Here is a 16,707-nt window from a genome sequence, read left to right as displayed (position 1 = left end):
CGGGCCCGCTCCCCCGCCGAAGCGGGGAAACGGGCCCGTGCTCACTGTTCTTCGGTGAGCTGCACCTACCGGCGTCAGGCCTGCTCGGCCTCGTCGGCCGGGGCGGCGTCGGCCGGAGCCTCGACCTTGGCCTCGTCGGCCTCCTTGACGGCGCGCTTGGTGGCGGCCTCGGCCTCACCGACGGCGGTCTGCGCGACGGTCAGCGCCTCGACCAGCTCGATCACGGCCATCGGGGCGTTGTCGCCACGACGGGTGCCGATCTTGGTGATGCGGGTGTAGCCACCCGGGCGGTTCTCGTAGCGCGGCGCGATCTCGGTGAAGAGGGTGTGCAGCACGGCGACGTCGGTGATCGTCTTGCGGACGATGCGACGGTTGTGGATGTCGCCGGCCTTCGCCTTGGTGATCAGCTTCTCCGCCAGCGGGCGCATCCGACGGGCCTTGGCCTCGGTCGTGGTGATGCGGCCGTACTGGAACAGCTCGCGGCACAGGCCGGCGAGGAGCAGCGGCTCGTGGTGCGGGCCGCCACCGAGGCGGGCACCCTTCGTGGGACGGGGCATGGTAGCTCCTTGTATCTCCGAATCCGGCCGTGTCAGGTACCGGAACGGGCGGCCGGGCGCAGGTGCCCGGACGGCTTAGTTTCCTTGCATTGAGGTGGGGGCGGCCCGCTGGGGCCACCCCCGCCACAAGTCTGTCAGTACTGCTCGGTCTCGGCGTAACCCTGGTCGTCCAGGTCGTCGGCGCCGAAGGCGTCGGCGGCCGCGGTCGGGTCGAATCCGGGCGGGCTGTCCTTGAGGGCCAGGCCCATGCCGGCCAGCTTCGCCTTGACCTCGTCGATCGACTTCGCGCCGAAGTTGCGGATGTCGAGCAGGTCGGCCTCGGAGCGGGCGACGAGCTCACCCACGGTGTGGATGCCCTCGCGCTTGAGGCAGTTGTAGGAGCGGACGGTGAGCTCCAGCTCCTCGATCGGCAGCGCCAGGTCGGCGGCCAGGGCGGCGTCCGTCGGGGACGGGCCCATGTCGATGCCCTCGGCGTCGATGTTCAGCTCGCGGGCGAGGCCGAACAGCTCCACCAGGGTCTTGCCGGCCGAGGCCATGGCGTCGCGCGGACGCATGGCGGGCTTGGTCTCGACGTCGACGATCAGCTTGTCGAAGTCGGTCCGCTGCTCGACACGGGTGGCCTCGACCTTGTAGGTGACCTTCAGCACGGGGCTGTAGATCGAGTCGACCGGGATGCGGCCGATCTCCTGGCCGGAAGCCTTGTTCTGCACGGCGGAGACGTAGCCGCGACCGCGCTCGACGGTCAGCTCCATCTCCAGCTTGCCCTTGCCGTTCAGGGTGGCGAGGACCAGCTCGGGGTTGTGCACCTCGACACCGGCCGGCGGCGCGATGTCGGCGGCGGTGACCACACCCGGACCCTGCTTGCGCAGGTACATCACGACCGGCTCGTCGTGCTCCGAGGAGACGACCAGCTGCTTGATGTTCAGGATGAGGTCGGTGACGTCCTCCTTGACGCCCGGCACGGTGGTGAACTCGTGCAGGACACCGTCGATGCGGATGCTGGTGACAGCGGCACCCGGGATCGAGGAGAGGAGCGTGCGGCGGAGCGAGTTGCCGAGGGTGTAGCCGAAGCCCGGCTCGAGCGGCTCGATGACGAACCGCGAGCGGTACTCGTCGACGACCTCTTCGGTCAGCGACGGACGCTGAGCGATCAGCATGTTTTCAGATCCTCCAGTTGTCTTCGGCACCCACTATTTGATGCCGAACAAACCAAGCGTACGGCCTCCCGCAGGGAGCGGGAGGCCGGACGCGAGGGGTAAATCAGTCACACGAGCGGGGCAGCGTCAGACGCGGCGGCGCTTCGGCGGACGGCAGCCGTTGTGCGGGGTGGGGGTGACGTCCTGGATCGAGCCGACCTCGAGGCCGGTGGCCTGGAGCGAACGGATCGCGGTCTCGCGGCCGGAGCCCGGACCCTTCACGAAGACGTCGACCTTGCGCATGCCGTGCTCCTGCGCCCGACGGGCAGCGGCCTCGGCGGCCATCTGCGCGGCGAACGGGGTGGACTTGCGCGAGCCCTTGAAGCCGACGTGACCGGCAGAGGCCCAGGAGATCACGTTGCCCGAGGGGTCCGTGATCGAGACGATCGTGTTGTTGAACGTGCTCTTGATGTGCGCGTGGCCGTGAGCGACGTTCTTCTTTTCCTTGCGGCGGATCTTCTTCGCGCCGGCAGCCTGACGACCCTTGGGGGGCATAAGTCTGTTTCTCCTACTGAGGTGGTCGGTCCGCTAACCCGCGGGCCGGAGGGATGTCCGGTTAACGGGCGGACTACTTCTTGCCCGGCTTCTTCTTGCCGGCAATCGCGCGACGCGGGCCCTTGCGGGTACGCGCGTTGGTGTGGGTGCGCTGACCGCGGACCGGCAGGCCGCGGCGGTGACGCAGGCCCTCGTAGCAACCGATCTCGACCTTGCGGCGGATGTCGGCGGCAACCTCGCGGCGGAGGTCACCCTCGACGCGGTAGTTGGCCTCGATCCACTTGCTCAGCTTGACGAGGTCGTCCTCGGTGATGTCGCGGACGCGGATGTCGGGGTTCACGCCGGTCTCGGCCAGCGTCTGCTGGGCGCGGGTGCGGCCGATGCCGTAGACGTACGTGAGGGCGATCTCGATCCGCTTCTCGCGGGGGAGATCAACGCCGGCGAGGCGTGCCATTCATGGCTCCTGTGGTTCTTCAGAGGTCTTACGCGCCGCCACTCCTACTGTTCACACAGATGGAGCCCCGGCCTCTGACCGGGGGTGGCAGTCCGTCCCCGGGGGGAACGGATCGGGCGGCCCGTGTATGACGTTGTTGCGCGTCGCGCGAAGGTACTACGAGAAATGCGGGACGATCAGCCCTGGCGCTGCTTGTGGCGCAGGTTGTCGCAGATCACCATGACCCGACCGTGGCGGCGGATCACCTTGCACTTGTCGCAGATCTTCTTGACGCTCGGCTTGACCTTCATGGTTCAGGTTCTCCGGGTCTCGATCTGACGGGACTGTTTACTTGTAGCGGTAGACGATGCGTCCGCGAGTCAGGTCGTAGGGGCTCAGCTCCACGACGACGCGGTCATCGGGCAGGATCCGGATGTAGTGCATCCGCATCTTGCCGCTGATGTGCGCGAGGACCTTGTGACCGTTCTGCAGCTCAACCTTGAACATGGCGTTCGGGAGAGACTCGATCACGGTGCCCTCGATCTCAATGGCGCCTTGCTTCTTTGCCATGAACTGCGAGATCCACCCTTCGGGTCCGGCTACCGTATGCGGAACGCTCGTGCGAACCAGGCTTCACCTCACCGCCACGGAACCGCGACGTGATGAGGGCGTGCCGGAGCACGCTACGAGAGAGCCGACGGTCCATCGTACGGTACCGACCGCCGAACCGAAAAATTCACCGGCCCACCACTGCACCGACCGGCTGCACCGGGTCCACCTGGGCGGTGCAGGCCGAGCAGCGGCTGGCCGCCTCGGGGATCTCGGTCAGGCACTCCGGGCAGGGGCGCTTGGCCACCTTCGGCTTCTTCGGCAGGTACCGCGTGGCGGCCCGGGTCACCGGCAGCACCACGCAGAAGTAGAGCACCGCCGCGGTGAGCACGAAGGCGATCAGCACGTTGAGGAACTGCCCGTAGGGGAAGGTGACGCCGAGCACCGTGAAGCTGTACTGGCTGAAGTCGCCGGTGGCGCCGACCACCACACCGACCAGCGGGGTCAGGAAGGCCTTCACGAACCCGGTGACCACGGCGGTGAACGCCGACCCGATCACGATGCCGACGCCCATGTCGACGACGTTGCCGCGCGTCAGGAAGTCGCGGAAGCCCTTGAGCACTGTTTCCCCCAGGTTCGGGTGTATGTCCGGTTCGGCCCGGTGATGGCGCCCCAGACGATACCGGCTCAGCCGAGGGGGTCCGGAGCCGCGGTCACCCCGAGGGCCGCGAGCTGGGCCTTGCCGCCGTCGAAGGCGGTCAGCACCAGCGGACCCTGCTCGGTGACCGCCACCGAGTGCTCCCAGTGCGAGGCCCAGGTGCCGTCGTTGGTGACGACCGTCCAGTCGTCCTCCAGCACCGAGGTGTGCGGGGTGCCGAGCGAGACCATCGGCTCGATCGCCAGCACGGTGCCGGGGACCAGCTTGGGGCCCTTGCCGCGGCCGCGCTCGACGTAGTTCAGCACGTGCGGCTCCATGTGCATCGCGGTGCCGATGCCGTGGCCGCCGTAACCCTCGGTGATGCCCCACTTGCCCTTGGGGGGCAGCGGCTGGCGGCGGATGTAGCCCTCGATCGCCTTGGAGACGTCGACCAGGCGGTTGCTCTTCTTCATCTGCGCGATGCCGGCCCACATCGAGCCCTCGGTCACCCGGCTGAGCATCTCGTGCTCCGGGCTGACCTCGCCCACCAGCACGGTGATCGCCGCGTCGCCGTGCCAGCCGTCCACGATCGCGCCGCAGTCGATGGAGATCATGTCGCCCTCGACCAGCACCCGGTCACCGGGGATGCCGTGCACCACCTCGTTGTTGACCGAGGCGCAGATCACCCCCGGGAACCAGAGGCCGCCGTGGTGGGCGCGGAAGTTGGAGGTGGCGCCGTGGTCGGCGATCACCTTGGCCGCGATGTCGTTGAGCTCCTGGGTGCTGATCCCGGGCGCCACCGCCTCGCGGCAGGCCTTGAGCGCCTCGGCGACGACCAGCCCGGCCACCCGCATCTTGGCGATCTGCTCGGGGGTCTTGATCTCCACCATCTGGCCGGTGCCTTTCGTCGATATGTAAGCGTCCGCCCGGCCCGGGCCGGGCGGCGTGTGCACTCCCCCACCGTACGACGACCCACGGCCGCGGTACCCGAAGCGGGTACCGCGGCCGTGGGTCTTATGAGGGAGTCGGTCAGCCCGCGGTGCCCGCCCGCAGCGCCTCGACGGCGCGCTGGGTCACCTCGTCGACCTTGCCGAGGGCCGAGATCGTGGTGACCAGGCCCTGCTGCCGGTAGTAGCCGATGATCGGCTCGGTCTTGCTGTGGTACTCCTCCAGCCGGACCCGCACCGAGTCCTCGGTGTCGTCCGAGCGCTGGTACAGCTCGCCACCGCACTCGTCGCAGACGCCCTCGACGGCCGGCGGGTTGTAGACCACGTGGTAGACGTGGGCGCCGTCCTTGCGGCAGAGCCGGCGGCCGGCGATCCGCTTGACCACCTCGTCCTCGGGGACCTCCAGGTCGAGCACGCCGTCCAGGGCGATGCCCTGCTCGGCGAGGAACTCGTCCAGCGCCTTGGCCTGCTCCTCGTTGCGCGGGAAGCCGTCCAGCAGGAAGCCGCCCGCGGTGTCGGCCTGGAGCAGCCGGTCCTTGGCCATCCCGATGGTCACCTCGTCCGGTACCAGGAGGCCCTTGTCCATGTAGCCCTTCGCCTCGACACCCAGCGGGGTGCCCTGGCTGATGTTGGCCCGGAACAGGTCACCGGTGGAGATGTGGGGAATGGACAGGGTCTTGGCGAGCACGTGCGCCTGAGTACCCTTCCCGGCCCCGGGAGGTCCGACGAGGACGATTCGCATCAGCGGAGGAACCCTTCGTAATTACGCTGCTGGAGCTGGCTCTCGATCTGCTTCACAGTTTCGAGTCCGACGCCGACGATGATGAGGATGCTGGTGCCGCCGAACGGGATGGTGGTGCTCGCGTTCAGGGCGACCAGGCCGATCATCGGGATCAACGCGATCAGGCCGAGGTAGAGCGACCCCGGCCAGGTGATACGGGTGAGCACGTAGTTCAGGTACTCGGCCGTCGGCCGGCCGGCCCGAATGCCCGGGATGAAGCCACCATACTTCTTCATGTTGTCGGCAACTTCTTCGGGGTTGAAGGAGATGGCGACGTAGAAGAAGGCGAAGAACACGATCAGCACGAAGTACGAGACCATGTAGATCGGGTGGTCACCCTTGGTGAAGTTGTTCTGGATCCAGACCGCCCAGCCCGACTTGCTGTTGGTCAGCTGCGCGACCAGCGCGGGGATGTACAGCAGCGACGAGGCGAAGATGACCGGGATGACACCGGCCTGGTTCACCTTGAGCGGGATGTAGGTCGAGGTACCGCCGAAGGCGCGCCGACCGATCATGCGCTTGGCGTACTGCACCGGGATCCGGCGCTGGGCCTGCTCGACGAAGATGACCAGGACCACCACGACGACGCCGACCGCGATCACCGCGAAGAAGTCGACCCAGCCGCCGCCCAGCTTGCCGAGCTTCTTGATGGTCCACAGGTTGCCCGGGAAACCGGAGGCGATCGAGGTGAAGATCAGGATCGACATGCCGTTGCCGATGCCGCGGTCGGTGATCAGCTCACCGAGCCACATGATCATCGTGGTGCCGGCGGTCATGGTGATGACCATGGTGGCGATCCGGAAGACCGAGGTGTCCGGCACGACCTGGTTGCCGAAGGTGCAGGTGGAGAAGAGCGCGCCGTTCGAGGCGGTGGCCACGATGCCGGTGCCCTGCAGGATCGCGAGCGCGATGGTCAGGTACCGGGTGTACTGGGTGATCTTCGTCTGGCCGGCCTGCCCCTCCTTCTTCAGCGCTTCCAGTCGCGGGATCACGACGGTCAGCAGCTGGAGGATGATGCTGGCGGTGATGTACGGCATGATGCCGAGCGCGAAGATCGTCAACTGCAGCAGCGCCCCGCCGCTGAACAGGTTGACCAGGCCGAAGAGGCCGTTGTTGCTCTGCTTCACGCACTCGTTCACGGCCTTGAAGTTCACGCCGGGCACGGGAACGTGCGCACCCATCCGGAACAGCACCATGATGCCCAGCGTGAACAGCAGCTTCTTGCGCAGGTCGGGCGTCTTGAACGCCCGCGCGAACGCACTGAGCACGGTGCCTCCTGCGCCTCCCGCACGTCGTCGGCGGGAGGGTCGGTCCTGATGGTGGGGAGTTGATTCTGTTCCGGTTCCGCGCAACCCGGGGGGCAGGCTACAAGGGAACTCCACGGACTCTAACAGTGCGCAGCCACTCGAAAGAAGCTCGCGGAGCGCGGGGTTGGCCACAGGGCGCCCAGATGCCCGGTTTTGGCCGGGCTTGAGCGCGCAACTCATGGTGATCAGCACATAAATGATCGGAGCCCCGTCCCTCGAAAGAGGGACGGGGCTCCGATGCTGACGCGGCGTCAGCCGACCGTCAGGCGGGGGTCAGCGAGTTCAGATGAGCTCGGTGACGGTGCCGCCGGCGGCCTTGATCTTCTCGGCGGCGGAGCCGGAGACGGCGTCCACCGAGACCTGCAGCGCAACCGAGACCTCGCCGGTGCCGAGCACCTTGACGAGCGAGTTCTTGCGAACCGCGCCCTTCTCGACGAGACCCTCGACCGTGACCTCGCCACCCTGCGGGTAGAGCTCGGCCAGCTTGTCGAGGTTGACGACCTGGAAGGTCACCTTGAAGGGGTTCTTGAAGCCCTTCAGCTTCGGCAGACGCATGTGGAGGGGCATCTGGCCACCCTCGAAGCGCTGCGGAACCTGGTAGCGGGCCTTGGTGCCCTTGGTACCACGACCGGCGGTCTTACCCTTGGAGCCCTCACCGCGACCCACACGGGTCTTCTCGGTCTTGGCACCCGGGGCGGGACGCAGGTTGTGGATCTTGATCGGGTTGTCGGACATGATCAGTCCACCTCCTCGACCGTGACGAGGTGACGCACGGTCTGGGCCATCCCGCGGATCTCGGGACGGTCCTCCTTGACGACCACGTCGTGCATGCGCTTGAGGCCAAGCGAACGCAGCGTCTCGCGGTGGTTCTGCTTGCTACCGATGTAGCTCTTGGTCTGGGTGATCTTCAGGCGAGCCATCAGACACCAGCCCCAGCCGGAGCGGCAGCGGTGCCGGCCGCGCGGGCGCGCAGCAGGGCGGCCGGAGCCACGTCCTCGAGCGGCAGGCCACGACGGGCGGCGATCTCCTCGGGGCGCACGAGGCCCTTCAGAGCAGCCACGGTGGCGTGCACGATGTTGATCGCGTTGTCCGAGCCGAGCGACTTCGACAGGATGTCGTGGACGCCTGCGCACTCCAGGACGGCACGCACCGGGCCACCGGCGATAACACCGGTACCGGGGGAAGCCGGCTTCAGGAGCACGACACCAGCGGCCTTCTCGCCCTGGATGGGGTGCGGGATGGTGCCCTGGATACGGGGAACCTTGAAGAAGTTCTTCTTGGCCTCCTCAACACCCTTGGCGATGGCGGCCGGAACCTCCTTCGCCTTCCCGTAACCGACACCCACGGTGCCGTCACCGTCGCCCACCACGACCAGCGCGGTGAAGCTGAAGCGACGACCACCCTTGACAACCTTGGCGACACGGTTGATCGCGACGACGCGCTCGACGTAAGCGGTCTTCTCGACGGCGGGGGCGTTGCCCCGGTCGTCCCGCTTACGGTCACGCCGCTCGCCACCGCCGGTGCCGCCGCCGGCGCCGCTACCGCGGCGCTGGGGTCCAGCCATTGGAATTACCTCTCTCGATTACGTCCGCCGACAGAGTCGACGAGCGGCTTAGAAGTCGAGCCCGGCCTCGCGAGCCGCGTCCGCCAGGGCGGCGATGCGGCCGGCGTACCGGTTGCCCGCGCGGTCGAAGACGACCGACTCAATGCCGGCGGCCTTGGCGCGCTCGGCGACCAGGCTCCCGACCTTCTTGGCCAGCTCGGTCTTGTCGCCCTCGGCGCCCTTGATGGACACGTCGAGGGTGGACGCCGACGCCAGGGTGTGACCCTTGGCGTCGTCGATGACCTGGGCGACCATGTGACGGTTCGAGCGCGTCACGACGAGGCGCGGACGCACCTCGGTGCCGACGACGCGCTTGCGAACGCGAATCGCGCGGCGCTTGCGGGCGGCGTTCTTGTAGCCGTCGCCCTTGCCGATCTTGACAGAGACGCTCATCGCTTACTTACCACTCTTTCCGACCTTGCGGCGGATGACCTCGCCCGCGTACTTGACGCCCTTGGCCTTGTACGGGTCGGGCTTGCGCAGCTTGCGGATCTTGGCAGCGACCTCGCCGACCTTCTGCTTGTCGATGCCGTCCACGTGGAACCGCGTGGGCGAGTCGACGACGAAGGAGATGCCCTCCGGCGCGGGGACCAGGATCGGGTGGCTGTAGCCGAGCGAGAACTCCATGTCGGAGCCCTTCGCCGCGACGCGGTAACCAACACCGCTGATCTCCAGCGACTTGCGGTAGCCCGCGGTCACGCCGGTGATCATGTTCGCCACCAGCGTGCGGGTCAGGCCGTGCAGGGCCTTCGACTGACGCTCGTCGTTCGGGCGCGAGACGACAACGGTGCCGGCCTCGTCCTTGCTGATCTCGATCGGCGCCGCAACAACGTGGGTGAGCGAGCCCTTGGGGCCCTTCACGACCACGGTGGAGCCGTCGATGGTGACGTCCACGCCGGCGGGAACCGGGATGGGCAGCCGTCCAATACGCGACATTGCTGTACCTCCGTTTCCCGAATTACCAGACGTAGGCGAGAACTTCTCCGCCTACGCCCTTCTTGGCGGCCTGCTTGTCGGTGAGGAGACCGGAAGACGTGGAGATGATCGCCACGCCCAGGCCGCCGAGCACCTTCGGCAGGTTGGTGGACTTTGCGTAAACACGCAGACCCGGCTTGCTGATGCGCTTGATGCCGGCGATGGAGCGCTCACGGTTCGGGCCGAACTTGAGCTCGATGGTCAGCTTCTTGCCGACCTCGTTCTCGCTCGGGTCCTCGACCTTGTAGGAGGAGATGTAACCCTCCTGCTGCAGGATCTCGGCGACGTGCGCCTTGAGCTTGCTCGACGGCATCACGACGGAGTCGTGGTACGCCGAGTTCGCGTTCCGCAGACGAGTGAGCATGTCTGCGATGGGGTCAGTCATGGTCATGTTGGCCTCAGGCCTCTCTCGCCGTGGTTTCTCCGCGCCAGGTCCCCCTACCGCACTCGGGCCGCAGGCCGGCGAGTTCGGGAGGGGCACAGACGCAGGGGACCTGCGACGTTGTAAGACTGGGTGCGAGCCCTTCAGAAGAAGAGCCGCGTGTACCCATGGGGATACCGCGGCAGGGGGCCCGACCCCACTACCCTACGGGAAGCCGTACGGCTGTCCCAAATCCGGGACGTGTGGAGTCGGGCACCTCTGCTTCGCTATGCGTTTACCAGGGGCTCCGGATTACCAGGAGCTCTTGGTCACGCCCGGCAGCTCGCCGCGGTGCGCCATCTCACGGAGGCAGACACGGCAGAGGCCGAACTTGCGGTACACCGAGTGCGGACGGCCGCAGCGCTGGCACCGGGTGTAGGCCCGCACGCCGAACTTCGGCTTGCGCTCGGCCTTCGCGATGAGGGACTTCTTCGCCATTGGCTCACGCCTCCTTGAACGGGAAGCCCAGAGCGCGCAGCAGCGCCCGGCCCTCGTCGTCGGTCTTGGCGGTGGTCACGACGGTGATGTCCATACCGCGCTGACGGTCGACCTTGTCCTGGTCGATCTCGTGGAACATGACCTGCTCGGTCAGACCGAAGGTGTAGTTGCCACGGCCGTCGAACTGCTTCGGCGAGAGGCCGCGGAAGTCACGGATACGCGGCAGCGCCAGCGACACCAGACGGTCCACGAACTCCCACATGCGGTCACCACGGAGGGTGACGTGGGTGCCGATCGGCTGGCCCTCGCGCAGCTTGAACTGCGCGATGGACTTACGAGCCTTGGTGACAGCGGGCTTCTGACCGGTGATCGCGGTCAGGTCCTTGATGGCACCCTCGATCAGCTTGCTGTCACGGGCAGCCTCGCCGACACCCATGTTGACCACGACCTTGACCAGGCCGGGGATCAGCATGACGTTCTCGTACGCGAACTGCTCCTGCAGCTGACCCTTGACCTCGGCGGCGTACTTCGCCTTGAGGCGGGGGGTCACCTTCTCAACAGTCGTCTCAGACATCAGATGTCCTCACCGGTCCGCTTGGCAACGCGGATCTTGTTGCCCTGGTCGTCGAAGCGGTAGCCGACGCGGGTGACGACCTTCTTGCCGTCCTTCTCCACGACCAGCTGGACGTTGGAGACGTGCACCGGGGCCTCGACGGTGATGATGCCGCCGGCGGTGCCCTGGCCCGGCTTGGTGTGCTTCTTGACCCGGTTCACACCCTCGACGAGGACCTTGTTCTCAGCCGGCATGGCCTGGATGACCTTGCCCTGCTTGCCCTTGTCCTTGCCGGTGATGACCTGAACCAGGTCACCCTTCTTGATCTTCATGCTGTTCGCCATGGGTCAGAGCACCTCCGGCGCCAGCGAGATGATCTTCATGAACTTCTTGTCACGCAGCTCGCGGCCCACGGGGCCGAAGATGCGGGTACCACGGGGGTCACCATCGGTGTTCTTCAGAACGACCGCGGCGTTCTCGTCGAAACGGATGTACGAGCCATCCGGACGACGACGCTCCTTGACGGTGCGGACGACGACGCACTTGACGACGTCACCCTTCTTCACCGAACCACCGGGGATCGCGTCCTTGACGGTGGCGACGATGACGTCCCCGATACCGGCGTAGCGGCGACCGGAGCCACCGAGAACGCGGATGCAGAGAATCTCCTTGGCACCCGTGTTGTCGGCGACGCGCAGTCGCGACTCCTGCTGGATCACAGCTTTCTCCTGATCGTCAACGAGAGTCGACGGGCCGGCCGCTGCTCACACCGGCGACCCCTTGCGGGGCCCCGCTGCACATACGGCCGTACCTCATCGGCTTCGTTACTTGGCCTTCTCGAGGATCTCGACGACGCGCCAGCGCTTCGTCGCGGACAGCGGACGGGTCTCCATGAGGAGGACACGGTCGCCCACGCCGCAAGCGTTCTGCTCGTCGTGCGCCTTCAGCTTGTTCGTACGGCGGATGACCTTGCCGTACAGAGCGTGCTTGACGCGGTCCTCGACGGCGACGACGACGGTCTTGTCCATCTTGTCGCTGACGACGAGACCCTCACGGGTCTTGCGGAAACCGCGCGTCTCGTTGGTGTTCTCAGTCATCAGGCGTTCTCCACCGTCTCGATGCCCAGCTCGCGCTCGCGCATCAGGGTGTAGATCCGCGCGATGTCCTTACGGACCAGCCGGAGCCGTCCGTGGTTGTCGAGCTGTCCGGTCGCCGCCTGGAAGCGGAGGTTGAACAGCTCCTCCTTGGCCTCGCGGAGCTTGGCAACGAGACCCTCGTTGTCCAGCTCGCGCAGCTCAGCAGCCTTGGTGCCGGCCGACATCAGCTCTCACCGTCCTCGCGCCGGACGATCCGGCACTTCATCGGCAGCTTGTGCGCGGCGCGGGTGAGCGCCTCGCGAGCCACCTTCTCGTTCGGGTACGACAGCTCGAACATGACCCGACCCGGGTGCACGTTCGCGATCCACCACTCCGGCGAACCCTTACCGGAACCCATGCGGGTCTCGGCCGGCTTCTTGGTGAGCGGGCGGTCCGGGTAGATGTTGATCCAGACCTTGCCACCACGGCGGATGTGACGGGTGATCGCGATACGAGCGGACTCGATCTGACGGTTCGTCACGTAGGCCGGGGTCACGGCCTGGATGCCGAACTGGCCGAACGCCAGCTCAGTGCCACCCTTGGCCGCGCCGCGACGCTTGGGGTGGTGCTGCTTGCGGTGCTTGACCCGACGGGGGATCAGCATGAGGTCAGGCCTCCGTTCCGGTGCTCTCAGCAGCCGGCGCCTCGCTCACCGGGGCCGCGGGGGCCTCGGTGTTCGCGGGACGACGACCGCCACGGGCGCCACCGCGCTCGCCGCCACGGCCACCGCGCTCGCCGCCACGCGCGGGGCGGGCGTCGTTGCGGGCCGGACGGTTGCCCGAGCGGGCAGCGGCGTTCTCAGCGCGGACCTCGGCGATGTTCTTGACGTCGCCCTTGTAGATCCAGACCTTCACGCCGATGCGGCCGAAGGTCGTCTTGGCCTCGAAGAAGCCGTAGTCGACGTTCGCGCGCAGGGTGTGCAGCGGCACACGGCCCTCGCGGTAGAACTCCGAACGGCTCATCTCGGCGCCGCCGAGACGACCGGAGCACTGGACCTTGATGCCCTTGGCGCCGGACTTCATGGTGCCCTGCATCGACTTGCGCATGGCACGGCGGAACGACACGCGGGAGGACAGCTGCTCCGCGACGCCCTGAGCCACGAGCTGGGCGTCCAGCTCGGGGTTCTTGACCTCGAGGATGTTCAGCTGGACCTGCTTGCCGGTCAGCTTCTCGAGGTCGCCGCGGATGCGGTCGGCCTCGGTGCCACGGCGACCGATGACGATGCCGGGGCGAGCGGTGTGGATGTCGACGCGGACGCGGTCGCGGGTGCGCTCGATCTCGACCTTGGAGATGCCGGCGCGCTCCATGCCCTTCGTCATCATGCGACGAATGGCAACGTCTTCCTTGACGTAGTCCTTGTACAGCTTGTCGGCGTACCAGCGGGACTTGAAGTCCGTGCTGATGCCGAGGCGGAACCCGTGCGGGTTAACCTTCTGGCCCATTACCGGGTCCCTTCCTTGCTGCTGACGACCACGGTGATGTGGCTGGTCCGCTTGCGGATCCGGTAGGCGCGGCCCTGGGCACGCGGACGGAACCGCTTCAGGGTCGGGCCCTCGTCAACGTACGCCTCGGAGATGTAGAGGTCGTCCACGTTGGAGTGGTTGTAGTTGTGCGCGGCGTTGGCAATGGCGCTGTTCAGCACCTTGCCGACCGGCACGGTGGCGGCCTGCGGAGCGAAACGCAGGACCGCCTGGGCCTCCGTGGCATTCATGCCACGGATGAGGTCCACCACGCGGCGGGCCTTCATGGGCGTCACGCGGATGTACCGCGCCTGTGCCCTGGCTTCCATGGTTGTCCCCTTAATGGAGTAAGTCACTTAGTCGTACTGGCGCTCAAGCTCGCGAAGCGACTAGCGACGCTTCGACTTGCGGTCTTCCTTCACGTGCCCCTTGAAGGTGCGCGTGGGAGCGAACTCGCCCAGCTTGTGGCCGACCATCGACTCGGTGACGAACACCGGGACGTGCTTGCGACCATCGTGGACCGCGATCGTGTGACCGAGCATGCTCGGGCTGATCACGGAGCGACGGGACCAGGTCTTGATGACGTTCTGGGTACCCGCCTCGTTCTGAGCGTCCACCTTCTTGATGAGGTGGCCGTCGATGAAGGGGCCCTTCTTAAGACTGCGCGGCATCTGACCTGCTCCTAGCGCTTCTTGTTGGTCTTGCGGCGGCGCACGATGAGCTTGTCCGACGCCTTGTTCGGGCGACGGGTACGGCCCTCGGGCTTGCCCCACGGCGAGACCGGGTGGCGACCACCAGAGGTCTTACCCTCACCACCACCGTGCGGGTGGTCGATCGGGTTCATGGCCACACCACGCACGGTCGGGCGGACGCCCTTCCAGCGCATACGGCCGGCCTTGCCCCAGTTGATGTTCGACTGCTCGGCGTTGCCGACCTCGCCGACGGTCGCGCGGCAGCGCACGTCCACCAGACGGATCTCACCGGAGGGCATGCGCAGGTGCGCCATGCGACCCTCACGGGCGAGCAGCTGGATGCCGGCACCGGCGGAGCGGGCCATCTTGGCACCGCCACCGGGACGCAGCTCCACCGCGTGGATGGTGGTACCGACCGGGATGTTGCGCAGCGGCAGGTTGTTGCCCGGCTTGATGTCGGCCGCGGGGCCGTTCTCGATCCGGTCACCCTGGGCGATGCCGCGCGGAGCGATGATGTAGCGCTTCTCGCCGTCCGCGTAGTGCAGCAGCGCGATGCGCGCGGTGCGGTTGGGGTCGTACTCGATGTGCGCGACCTTGGCCGGCACGCCGTCCTTGTCGTGACGACGGAAGTCGATCACGCGGTAGGCGCGCTTGTGACCGCCACCCTGGTGGCGAGCGGTGACACGACCGGCGTTGTTACGGCCGCCCTTGCTGTGCAGGGGGCGAACCAGCGACTTCTCCGGCGTGGACCGCGTGATTTCGACGAAGTCGGCCACGCTGGAGCCACGACGGCCCGGCGTAGTCGGCTTGTACTTGCGGATACCCATTTTCGTCCTCGTCCTAATCGACGATCGCGATCCCCTGAAGTCAGGAGACCGGACCACCGAAGATGTCGATGCGGTTGCCCTCGGCCAGCGTCACGATGGCGCGCTTGGTGTCCTTGCGCTTGCCGAAACCGGTGCGCGAGCGCTTGCGCTTGCCCTGCCGGTTGAGCGTGTTGACGGCCTCGACCTTGACCGAGAAGACCGCCTCGACGGCCTGCTTGATCTGGGTCTTGTTGGCGTCCGGCGACACGATGAACGTGTACTTGTTCTCGTCGAGGAGCGCGTAGCTCTTCTCGGAGATGACCGGCTTCACCAGGACGTCACGGGGGTCCGTGTACGTCTTGCTCGTGATCTGTGCCGACATCAGGCGGCGCTCCCTTCGAGCTCGCCCTCAGCGGCAACGGCCTTGGCGGACGCGGCCGGACCGGCCACGAAACGCTCGAAGGCGGCCTGGGTGAAGACCACATCGTCGGAGACGAGCACGTCGTAGGTGTTCAGCTGGCCGGCGTCCAGGATGTGCACGTGCGGCAGGTTGCGAGCGGACTTCAGGCCCAGCTCGTCCGAGCGCTCGACGACCAGGAGGACGTTCTTGCGGTCGGTGATCTTGCCGAACAGGCCCTTGGCGGCCTTGGTCGACGGCGCCTCGGTCGCGGTCACGCCGGTGATGACGTGGATGCGGTTGTGGCGGGCCCGGTCGGTGAGCGCACCGCGCAGGGCGGCGGCGATCATCTTCTTCGGGGTCCGCTGCGAGTAGTCGCGCGGCACGGGACCGTGCACGACGCCACCGCCGGCGAACTGCGGCGCGCGGGTCGAGCCCTGGCGAGCCCGGCCGGTGCCCTTCTGGCGGTACGGCTTCTTGCCGCCGCCACGGACCTCGCCGCGGGTCTTGACCTTGTGGGTGCCCTGACGGGCCGCAGCGAGCTGCGCCACGACGACCTGGTGCATCAGCGGGATGCTGACCTTGGCGTCGAAGATCTCGGCCGGCAGCTCGAGGCTGCCCGCCTTGTCGCCAGCCGGCGACAGGATGTCAATGGTGCTCATTTCCTCACAGCCCCTTCGCCGCGGTGCGGACGAGGACGAGGCCGCCGTTCGGGCCCGGGACGGCGCCCTTGATGAGCAGCAGACCCTTCTCCGCGTCGACCGCGTGCACGGTCAGGTTCTGGGTGGTCACACGCTCGTGGCCCATCCGACCAGCCATGCGCAGGCCCTTGAACACGCGGCCCGGGGTGGCGCAGCCACCGATGGAACCGGGCGAACGGTGCTTGCGCTGGGTGCCGTGACCGGCGCCGAGGCCCTTGAAGTTGTGACGCTTCATGACACCGGCGAAGCCCTTGCCCTTGGAGGTGCCGGTCACGTCGACCTTGACACCCGCCTCGAACAGCTCGGCGGTGATCTCCTGGCCCAGGGTGTACTCGGAGGCGTCCGAGGTACGCAGCTCGACCAGGTGGCGGCGCGGGGTGACACCGGCCTTGGCGAAGTGGCCCGCGAGGGGCTTGTTCACCTTGCGGGGGTCGATCTCGCCGAAGCCGATCTGCACGGCGTCGTAGCCGGCAGCGCTGTCAGCGGTGTGGACCTGGGTCACGACATTCGGCCCGGCCTTGACGACGGTCACCGGCACGATGCGGTTGTTCTCGTCCCAGACCTGGGTCATGCCGAGCTTCTCGCCCAGGATGCCCTTAATCTGCTTTGCCATCTTCGTCGCG

At 67.0% G+C, this 16,707-nt stretch carries 30 protein-coding genes; all 30 read right to left on the bottom strand.

Annotated features, from left to right (window positions below):
* Positions 1-74: 74 nt before the first annotated feature.
* The 30 genes from rplQ to rplC all read right to left on the bottom strand — a co-directional run bounded on the left by rplQ (position 75) and on the right by rplC (position 16,697).
* Complete coding sequence (rplQ, locus tag ACQRUO_RS07725; protein WP_428314981.1) at positions 75-557, bottom strand: 50S ribosomal protein L17; 483 nt, start codon at positions 555-557, stop codon at positions 75-77.
* Positions 558-691: 134 nt separating this feature from the next.
* Positions 692-1,714, bottom strand: a complete 1,023-nt coding sequence (locus ACQRUO_RS07720; RefSeq protein ID WP_101381400.1) for a DNA-directed RNA polymerase subunit alpha — start codon at positions 1,712-1,714, stop codon at positions 692-694.
* Positions 1,715-1,840: 126 nt separating this feature from the next.
* On the bottom strand, positions 1,841-2,248 hold the full coding sequence (gene rpsK, locus ACQRUO_RS07715; RefSeq protein ID WP_014136257.1) for a 30S ribosomal protein S11: 408 nt from the start codon (positions 2,246-2,248) through the stop codon (positions 1,841-1,843).
* A gap of 73 nt (positions 2,249-2,321) precedes the next feature.
* Positions 2,322-2,702 carry a 30S ribosomal protein S13 gene (gene rpsM, locus ACQRUO_RS07710; protein WP_428314980.1) on the bottom strand — a complete coding sequence of 127 codons (381 nt, stop codon included), beginning with the start codon at positions 2,700-2,702 and terminating at the stop codon, positions 2,322-2,324.
* Between the two features lie 176 nt (positions 2,703-2,878).
* Positions 2,879-2,992 carry a 50S ribosomal protein L36 gene (gene rpmJ, locus ACQRUO_RS07705; RefSeq protein ID WP_003956441.1) on the bottom strand — a complete coding sequence of 38 codons (114 nt, stop codon included), beginning with the start codon at positions 2,990-2,992 and terminating at the stop codon, positions 2,879-2,881.
* A 37-nt stretch (positions 2,993-3,029) separates the two neighbouring features.
* Complete coding sequence (gene infA, locus ACQRUO_RS07700; protein ID WP_003956442.1) at positions 3,030-3,251, bottom strand: translation initiation factor IF-1; 222 nt, start codon at positions 3,249-3,251, stop codon at positions 3,030-3,032.
* A 166-nt stretch (positions 3,252-3,417) separates the two neighbouring features.
* The gene (mscL, locus tag ACQRUO_RS07695; RefSeq protein ID WP_428314979.1) at positions 3,418-3,852 is read right to left on the bottom strand and encodes a large conductance mechanosensitive channel protein MscL; all 435 of its coding nucleotides are present in this window, start codon (positions 3,850-3,852) and stop codon (positions 3,418-3,420) included.
* A 65-nt stretch (positions 3,853-3,917) separates the two neighbouring features.
* Positions 3,918-4,757, bottom strand: a complete 840-nt coding sequence (map, locus tag ACQRUO_RS07690; RefSeq protein WP_428314978.1) for a type I methionyl aminopeptidase — start codon at positions 4,755-4,757, stop codon at positions 3,918-3,920.
* Between the two features lie 139 nt (positions 4,758-4,896).
* On the bottom strand, positions 4,897-5,556 hold the full coding sequence (locus ACQRUO_RS07685) for an adenylate kinase (RefSeq protein WP_428314977.1): 660 nt from the start codon (positions 5,554-5,556) through the stop codon (positions 4,897-4,899).
* Positions 5,556-6,863: a preprotein translocase subunit SecY gene (secY, locus tag ACQRUO_RS07680; RefSeq protein ID WP_428314976.1), complete on the bottom strand. Its 1,308-nt coding sequence runs from the start codon at positions 6,861-6,863 to the stop codon at positions 5,556-5,558. Before secY ends, ACQRUO_RS07685 begins: the two co-directional genes overlap by 1 nt.
* Before the next feature lie 321 nt (positions 6,864-7,184).
* Positions 7,185-7,637: a 50S ribosomal protein L15 gene (gene rplO / locus ACQRUO_RS07675; protein WP_428314975.1), complete on the bottom strand. Its 453-nt coding sequence runs from the start codon at positions 7,635-7,637 to the stop codon at positions 7,185-7,187.
* 2 nt (positions 7,638-7,639) lie between these two features.
* The gene (rpmD, locus tag ACQRUO_RS07670; RefSeq protein WP_030300409.1) at positions 7,640-7,822 is read right to left on the bottom strand and encodes a 50S ribosomal protein L30; all 183 of its coding nucleotides are present in this window, start codon (positions 7,820-7,822) and stop codon (positions 7,640-7,642) included.
* Positions 7,822-8,466 carry a 30S ribosomal protein S5 gene (rpsE, locus tag ACQRUO_RS07665; protein WP_428314974.1) on the bottom strand — a complete coding sequence of 215 codons (645 nt, stop codon included), beginning with the start codon at positions 8,464-8,466 and terminating at the stop codon, positions 7,822-7,824. The genes rpmD and rpsE overlap by 1 nt, the downstream gene beginning before the upstream one ends.
* A gap of 48 nt (positions 8,467-8,514) precedes the next feature.
* Positions 8,515-8,898: a 50S ribosomal protein L18 gene (gene rplR / locus ACQRUO_RS07660; RefSeq protein WP_101381392.1), complete on the bottom strand. Its 384-nt coding sequence runs from the start codon at positions 8,896-8,898 to the stop codon at positions 8,515-8,517.
* A 3-nt stretch (positions 8,899-8,901) separates the two neighbouring features.
* Entirely contained in the window at positions 8,902-9,441 is a 540-nt protein-coding gene (rplF, locus tag ACQRUO_RS07655; protein WP_428314973.1) for a 50S ribosomal protein L6, read from the bottom strand.
* A gap of 22 nt (positions 9,442-9,463) precedes the next feature.
* The gene (gene rpsH / locus ACQRUO_RS07650; RefSeq protein WP_428314972.1) at positions 9,464-9,871 is read right to left on the bottom strand and encodes a 30S ribosomal protein S8; all 408 of its coding nucleotides are present in this window, start codon (positions 9,869-9,871) and stop codon (positions 9,464-9,466) included.
* 282 nt (positions 9,872-10,153) lie between these two features.
* A complete protein-coding gene (locus ACQRUO_RS07645; protein ID WP_030393303.1) occupies positions 10,154-10,339 on the bottom strand; it encodes a type Z 30S ribosomal protein S14 in 186 nt (61 codons plus the stop codon).
* 4 nt (positions 10,340-10,343) lie between these two features.
* Positions 10,344-10,913 (bottom strand): 50S ribosomal protein L5, encoded by a 570-nt coding sequence (gene rplE / locus ACQRUO_RS07640; RefSeq protein ID WP_428314971.1) that lies wholly within the window; start codon positions 10,911-10,913, stop codon positions 10,344-10,346.
* Positions 10,913-11,224 carry a 50S ribosomal protein L24 gene (gene rplX, locus ACQRUO_RS07635; protein WP_428315011.1) on the bottom strand — a complete coding sequence of 104 codons (312 nt, stop codon included), beginning with the start codon at positions 11,222-11,224 and terminating at the stop codon, positions 10,913-10,915. The genes rplE and rplX overlap by 1 nt, the downstream gene beginning before the upstream one ends.
* A gap of 15 nt (positions 11,225-11,239) precedes the next feature.
* Positions 11,240-11,611, bottom strand: coding sequence for a 50S ribosomal protein L14 (gene rplN, locus ACQRUO_RS07630; RefSeq protein WP_030300391.1), 372 nt, complete (start codon positions 11,609-11,611; stop codon positions 11,240-11,242).
* 105 nt (positions 11,612-11,716) lie between these two features.
* Positions 11,717-11,989 (bottom strand): 30S ribosomal protein S17, encoded by a 273-nt coding sequence (rpsQ, locus tag ACQRUO_RS07625; protein ID WP_014136278.1) that lies wholly within the window; start codon positions 11,987-11,989, stop codon positions 11,717-11,719.
* The gene (rpmC, locus tag ACQRUO_RS07620) at positions 11,989-12,213 is read right to left on the bottom strand and encodes a 50S ribosomal protein L29 (RefSeq protein WP_035848170.1); all 225 of its coding nucleotides are present in this window, start codon (positions 12,211-12,213) and stop codon (positions 11,989-11,991) included. Before rpmC ends, rpsQ begins: the two co-directional genes overlap by 1 nt.
* Positions 12,213-12,632 (bottom strand): 50S ribosomal protein L16, encoded by a 420-nt coding sequence (gene rplP, locus ACQRUO_RS07615; protein ID WP_030232476.1) that lies wholly within the window; start codon positions 12,630-12,632, stop codon positions 12,213-12,215. The genes rpmC and rplP overlap by 1 nt, the downstream gene beginning before the upstream one ends.
* 4 nt (positions 12,633-12,636) lie before the next feature.
* Entirely contained in the window at positions 12,637-13,470 is an 834-nt protein-coding gene (gene rpsC, locus ACQRUO_RS07610; RefSeq protein WP_184937216.1) for a 30S ribosomal protein S3, read from the bottom strand.
* Complete coding sequence (gene rplV, locus ACQRUO_RS07605; protein ID WP_428314970.1) at positions 13,470-13,817, bottom strand: 50S ribosomal protein L22; 348 nt, start codon at positions 13,815-13,817, stop codon at positions 13,470-13,472. The genes rpsC and rplV overlap by 1 nt, the downstream gene beginning before the upstream one ends.
* 60 nt (positions 13,818-13,877) lie before the next feature.
* Positions 13,878-14,159: a 30S ribosomal protein S19 gene (gene rpsS, locus ACQRUO_RS07600; protein WP_110670521.1), complete on the bottom strand. Its 282-nt coding sequence runs from the start codon at positions 14,157-14,159 to the stop codon at positions 13,878-13,880.
* An 11-nt stretch (positions 14,160-14,170) separates the two neighbouring features.
* Positions 14,171-15,007: a 50S ribosomal protein L2 gene (rplB, locus tag ACQRUO_RS07595; RefSeq protein WP_428314969.1), complete on the bottom strand. Its 837-nt coding sequence runs from the start codon at positions 15,005-15,007 to the stop codon at positions 14,171-14,173.
* A gap of 40 nt (positions 15,008-15,047) precedes the next feature.
* On the bottom strand, positions 15,048-15,368 hold the full coding sequence (gene rplW, locus ACQRUO_RS07590; protein WP_428314968.1) for a 50S ribosomal protein L23: 321 nt from the start codon (positions 15,366-15,368) through the stop codon (positions 15,048-15,050).
* A complete protein-coding gene (gene rplD, locus ACQRUO_RS07585; RefSeq protein ID WP_428314967.1) occupies positions 15,368-16,045 on the bottom strand; it encodes a 50S ribosomal protein L4 in 678 nt (225 codons plus the stop codon). The genes rplW and rplD overlap by 1 nt, the downstream gene beginning before the upstream one ends.
* A gap of 4 nt (positions 16,046-16,049) precedes the next feature.
* Positions 16,050-16,697 carry a 50S ribosomal protein L3 gene (gene rplC / locus ACQRUO_RS07580; RefSeq protein WP_110670513.1) on the bottom strand — a complete coding sequence of 216 codons (648 nt, stop codon included), beginning with the start codon at positions 16,695-16,697 and terminating at the stop codon, positions 16,050-16,052.
* Between the last annotated feature and the right edge of the window lie 10 nt (positions 16,698-16,707).

This window comes from Kitasatospora sp. LaBMicrA B282 (assembly GCF_050325825.1).
Taxonomy (GTDB): domain Bacteria; phylum Actinomycetota; class Actinomycetes; order Streptomycetales; family Streptomycetaceae; genus Kitasatospora.
Note: the sequence above shows the minus strand (reverse complement) of the source record. Positions and strands in the feature narration are given on the sequence as shown.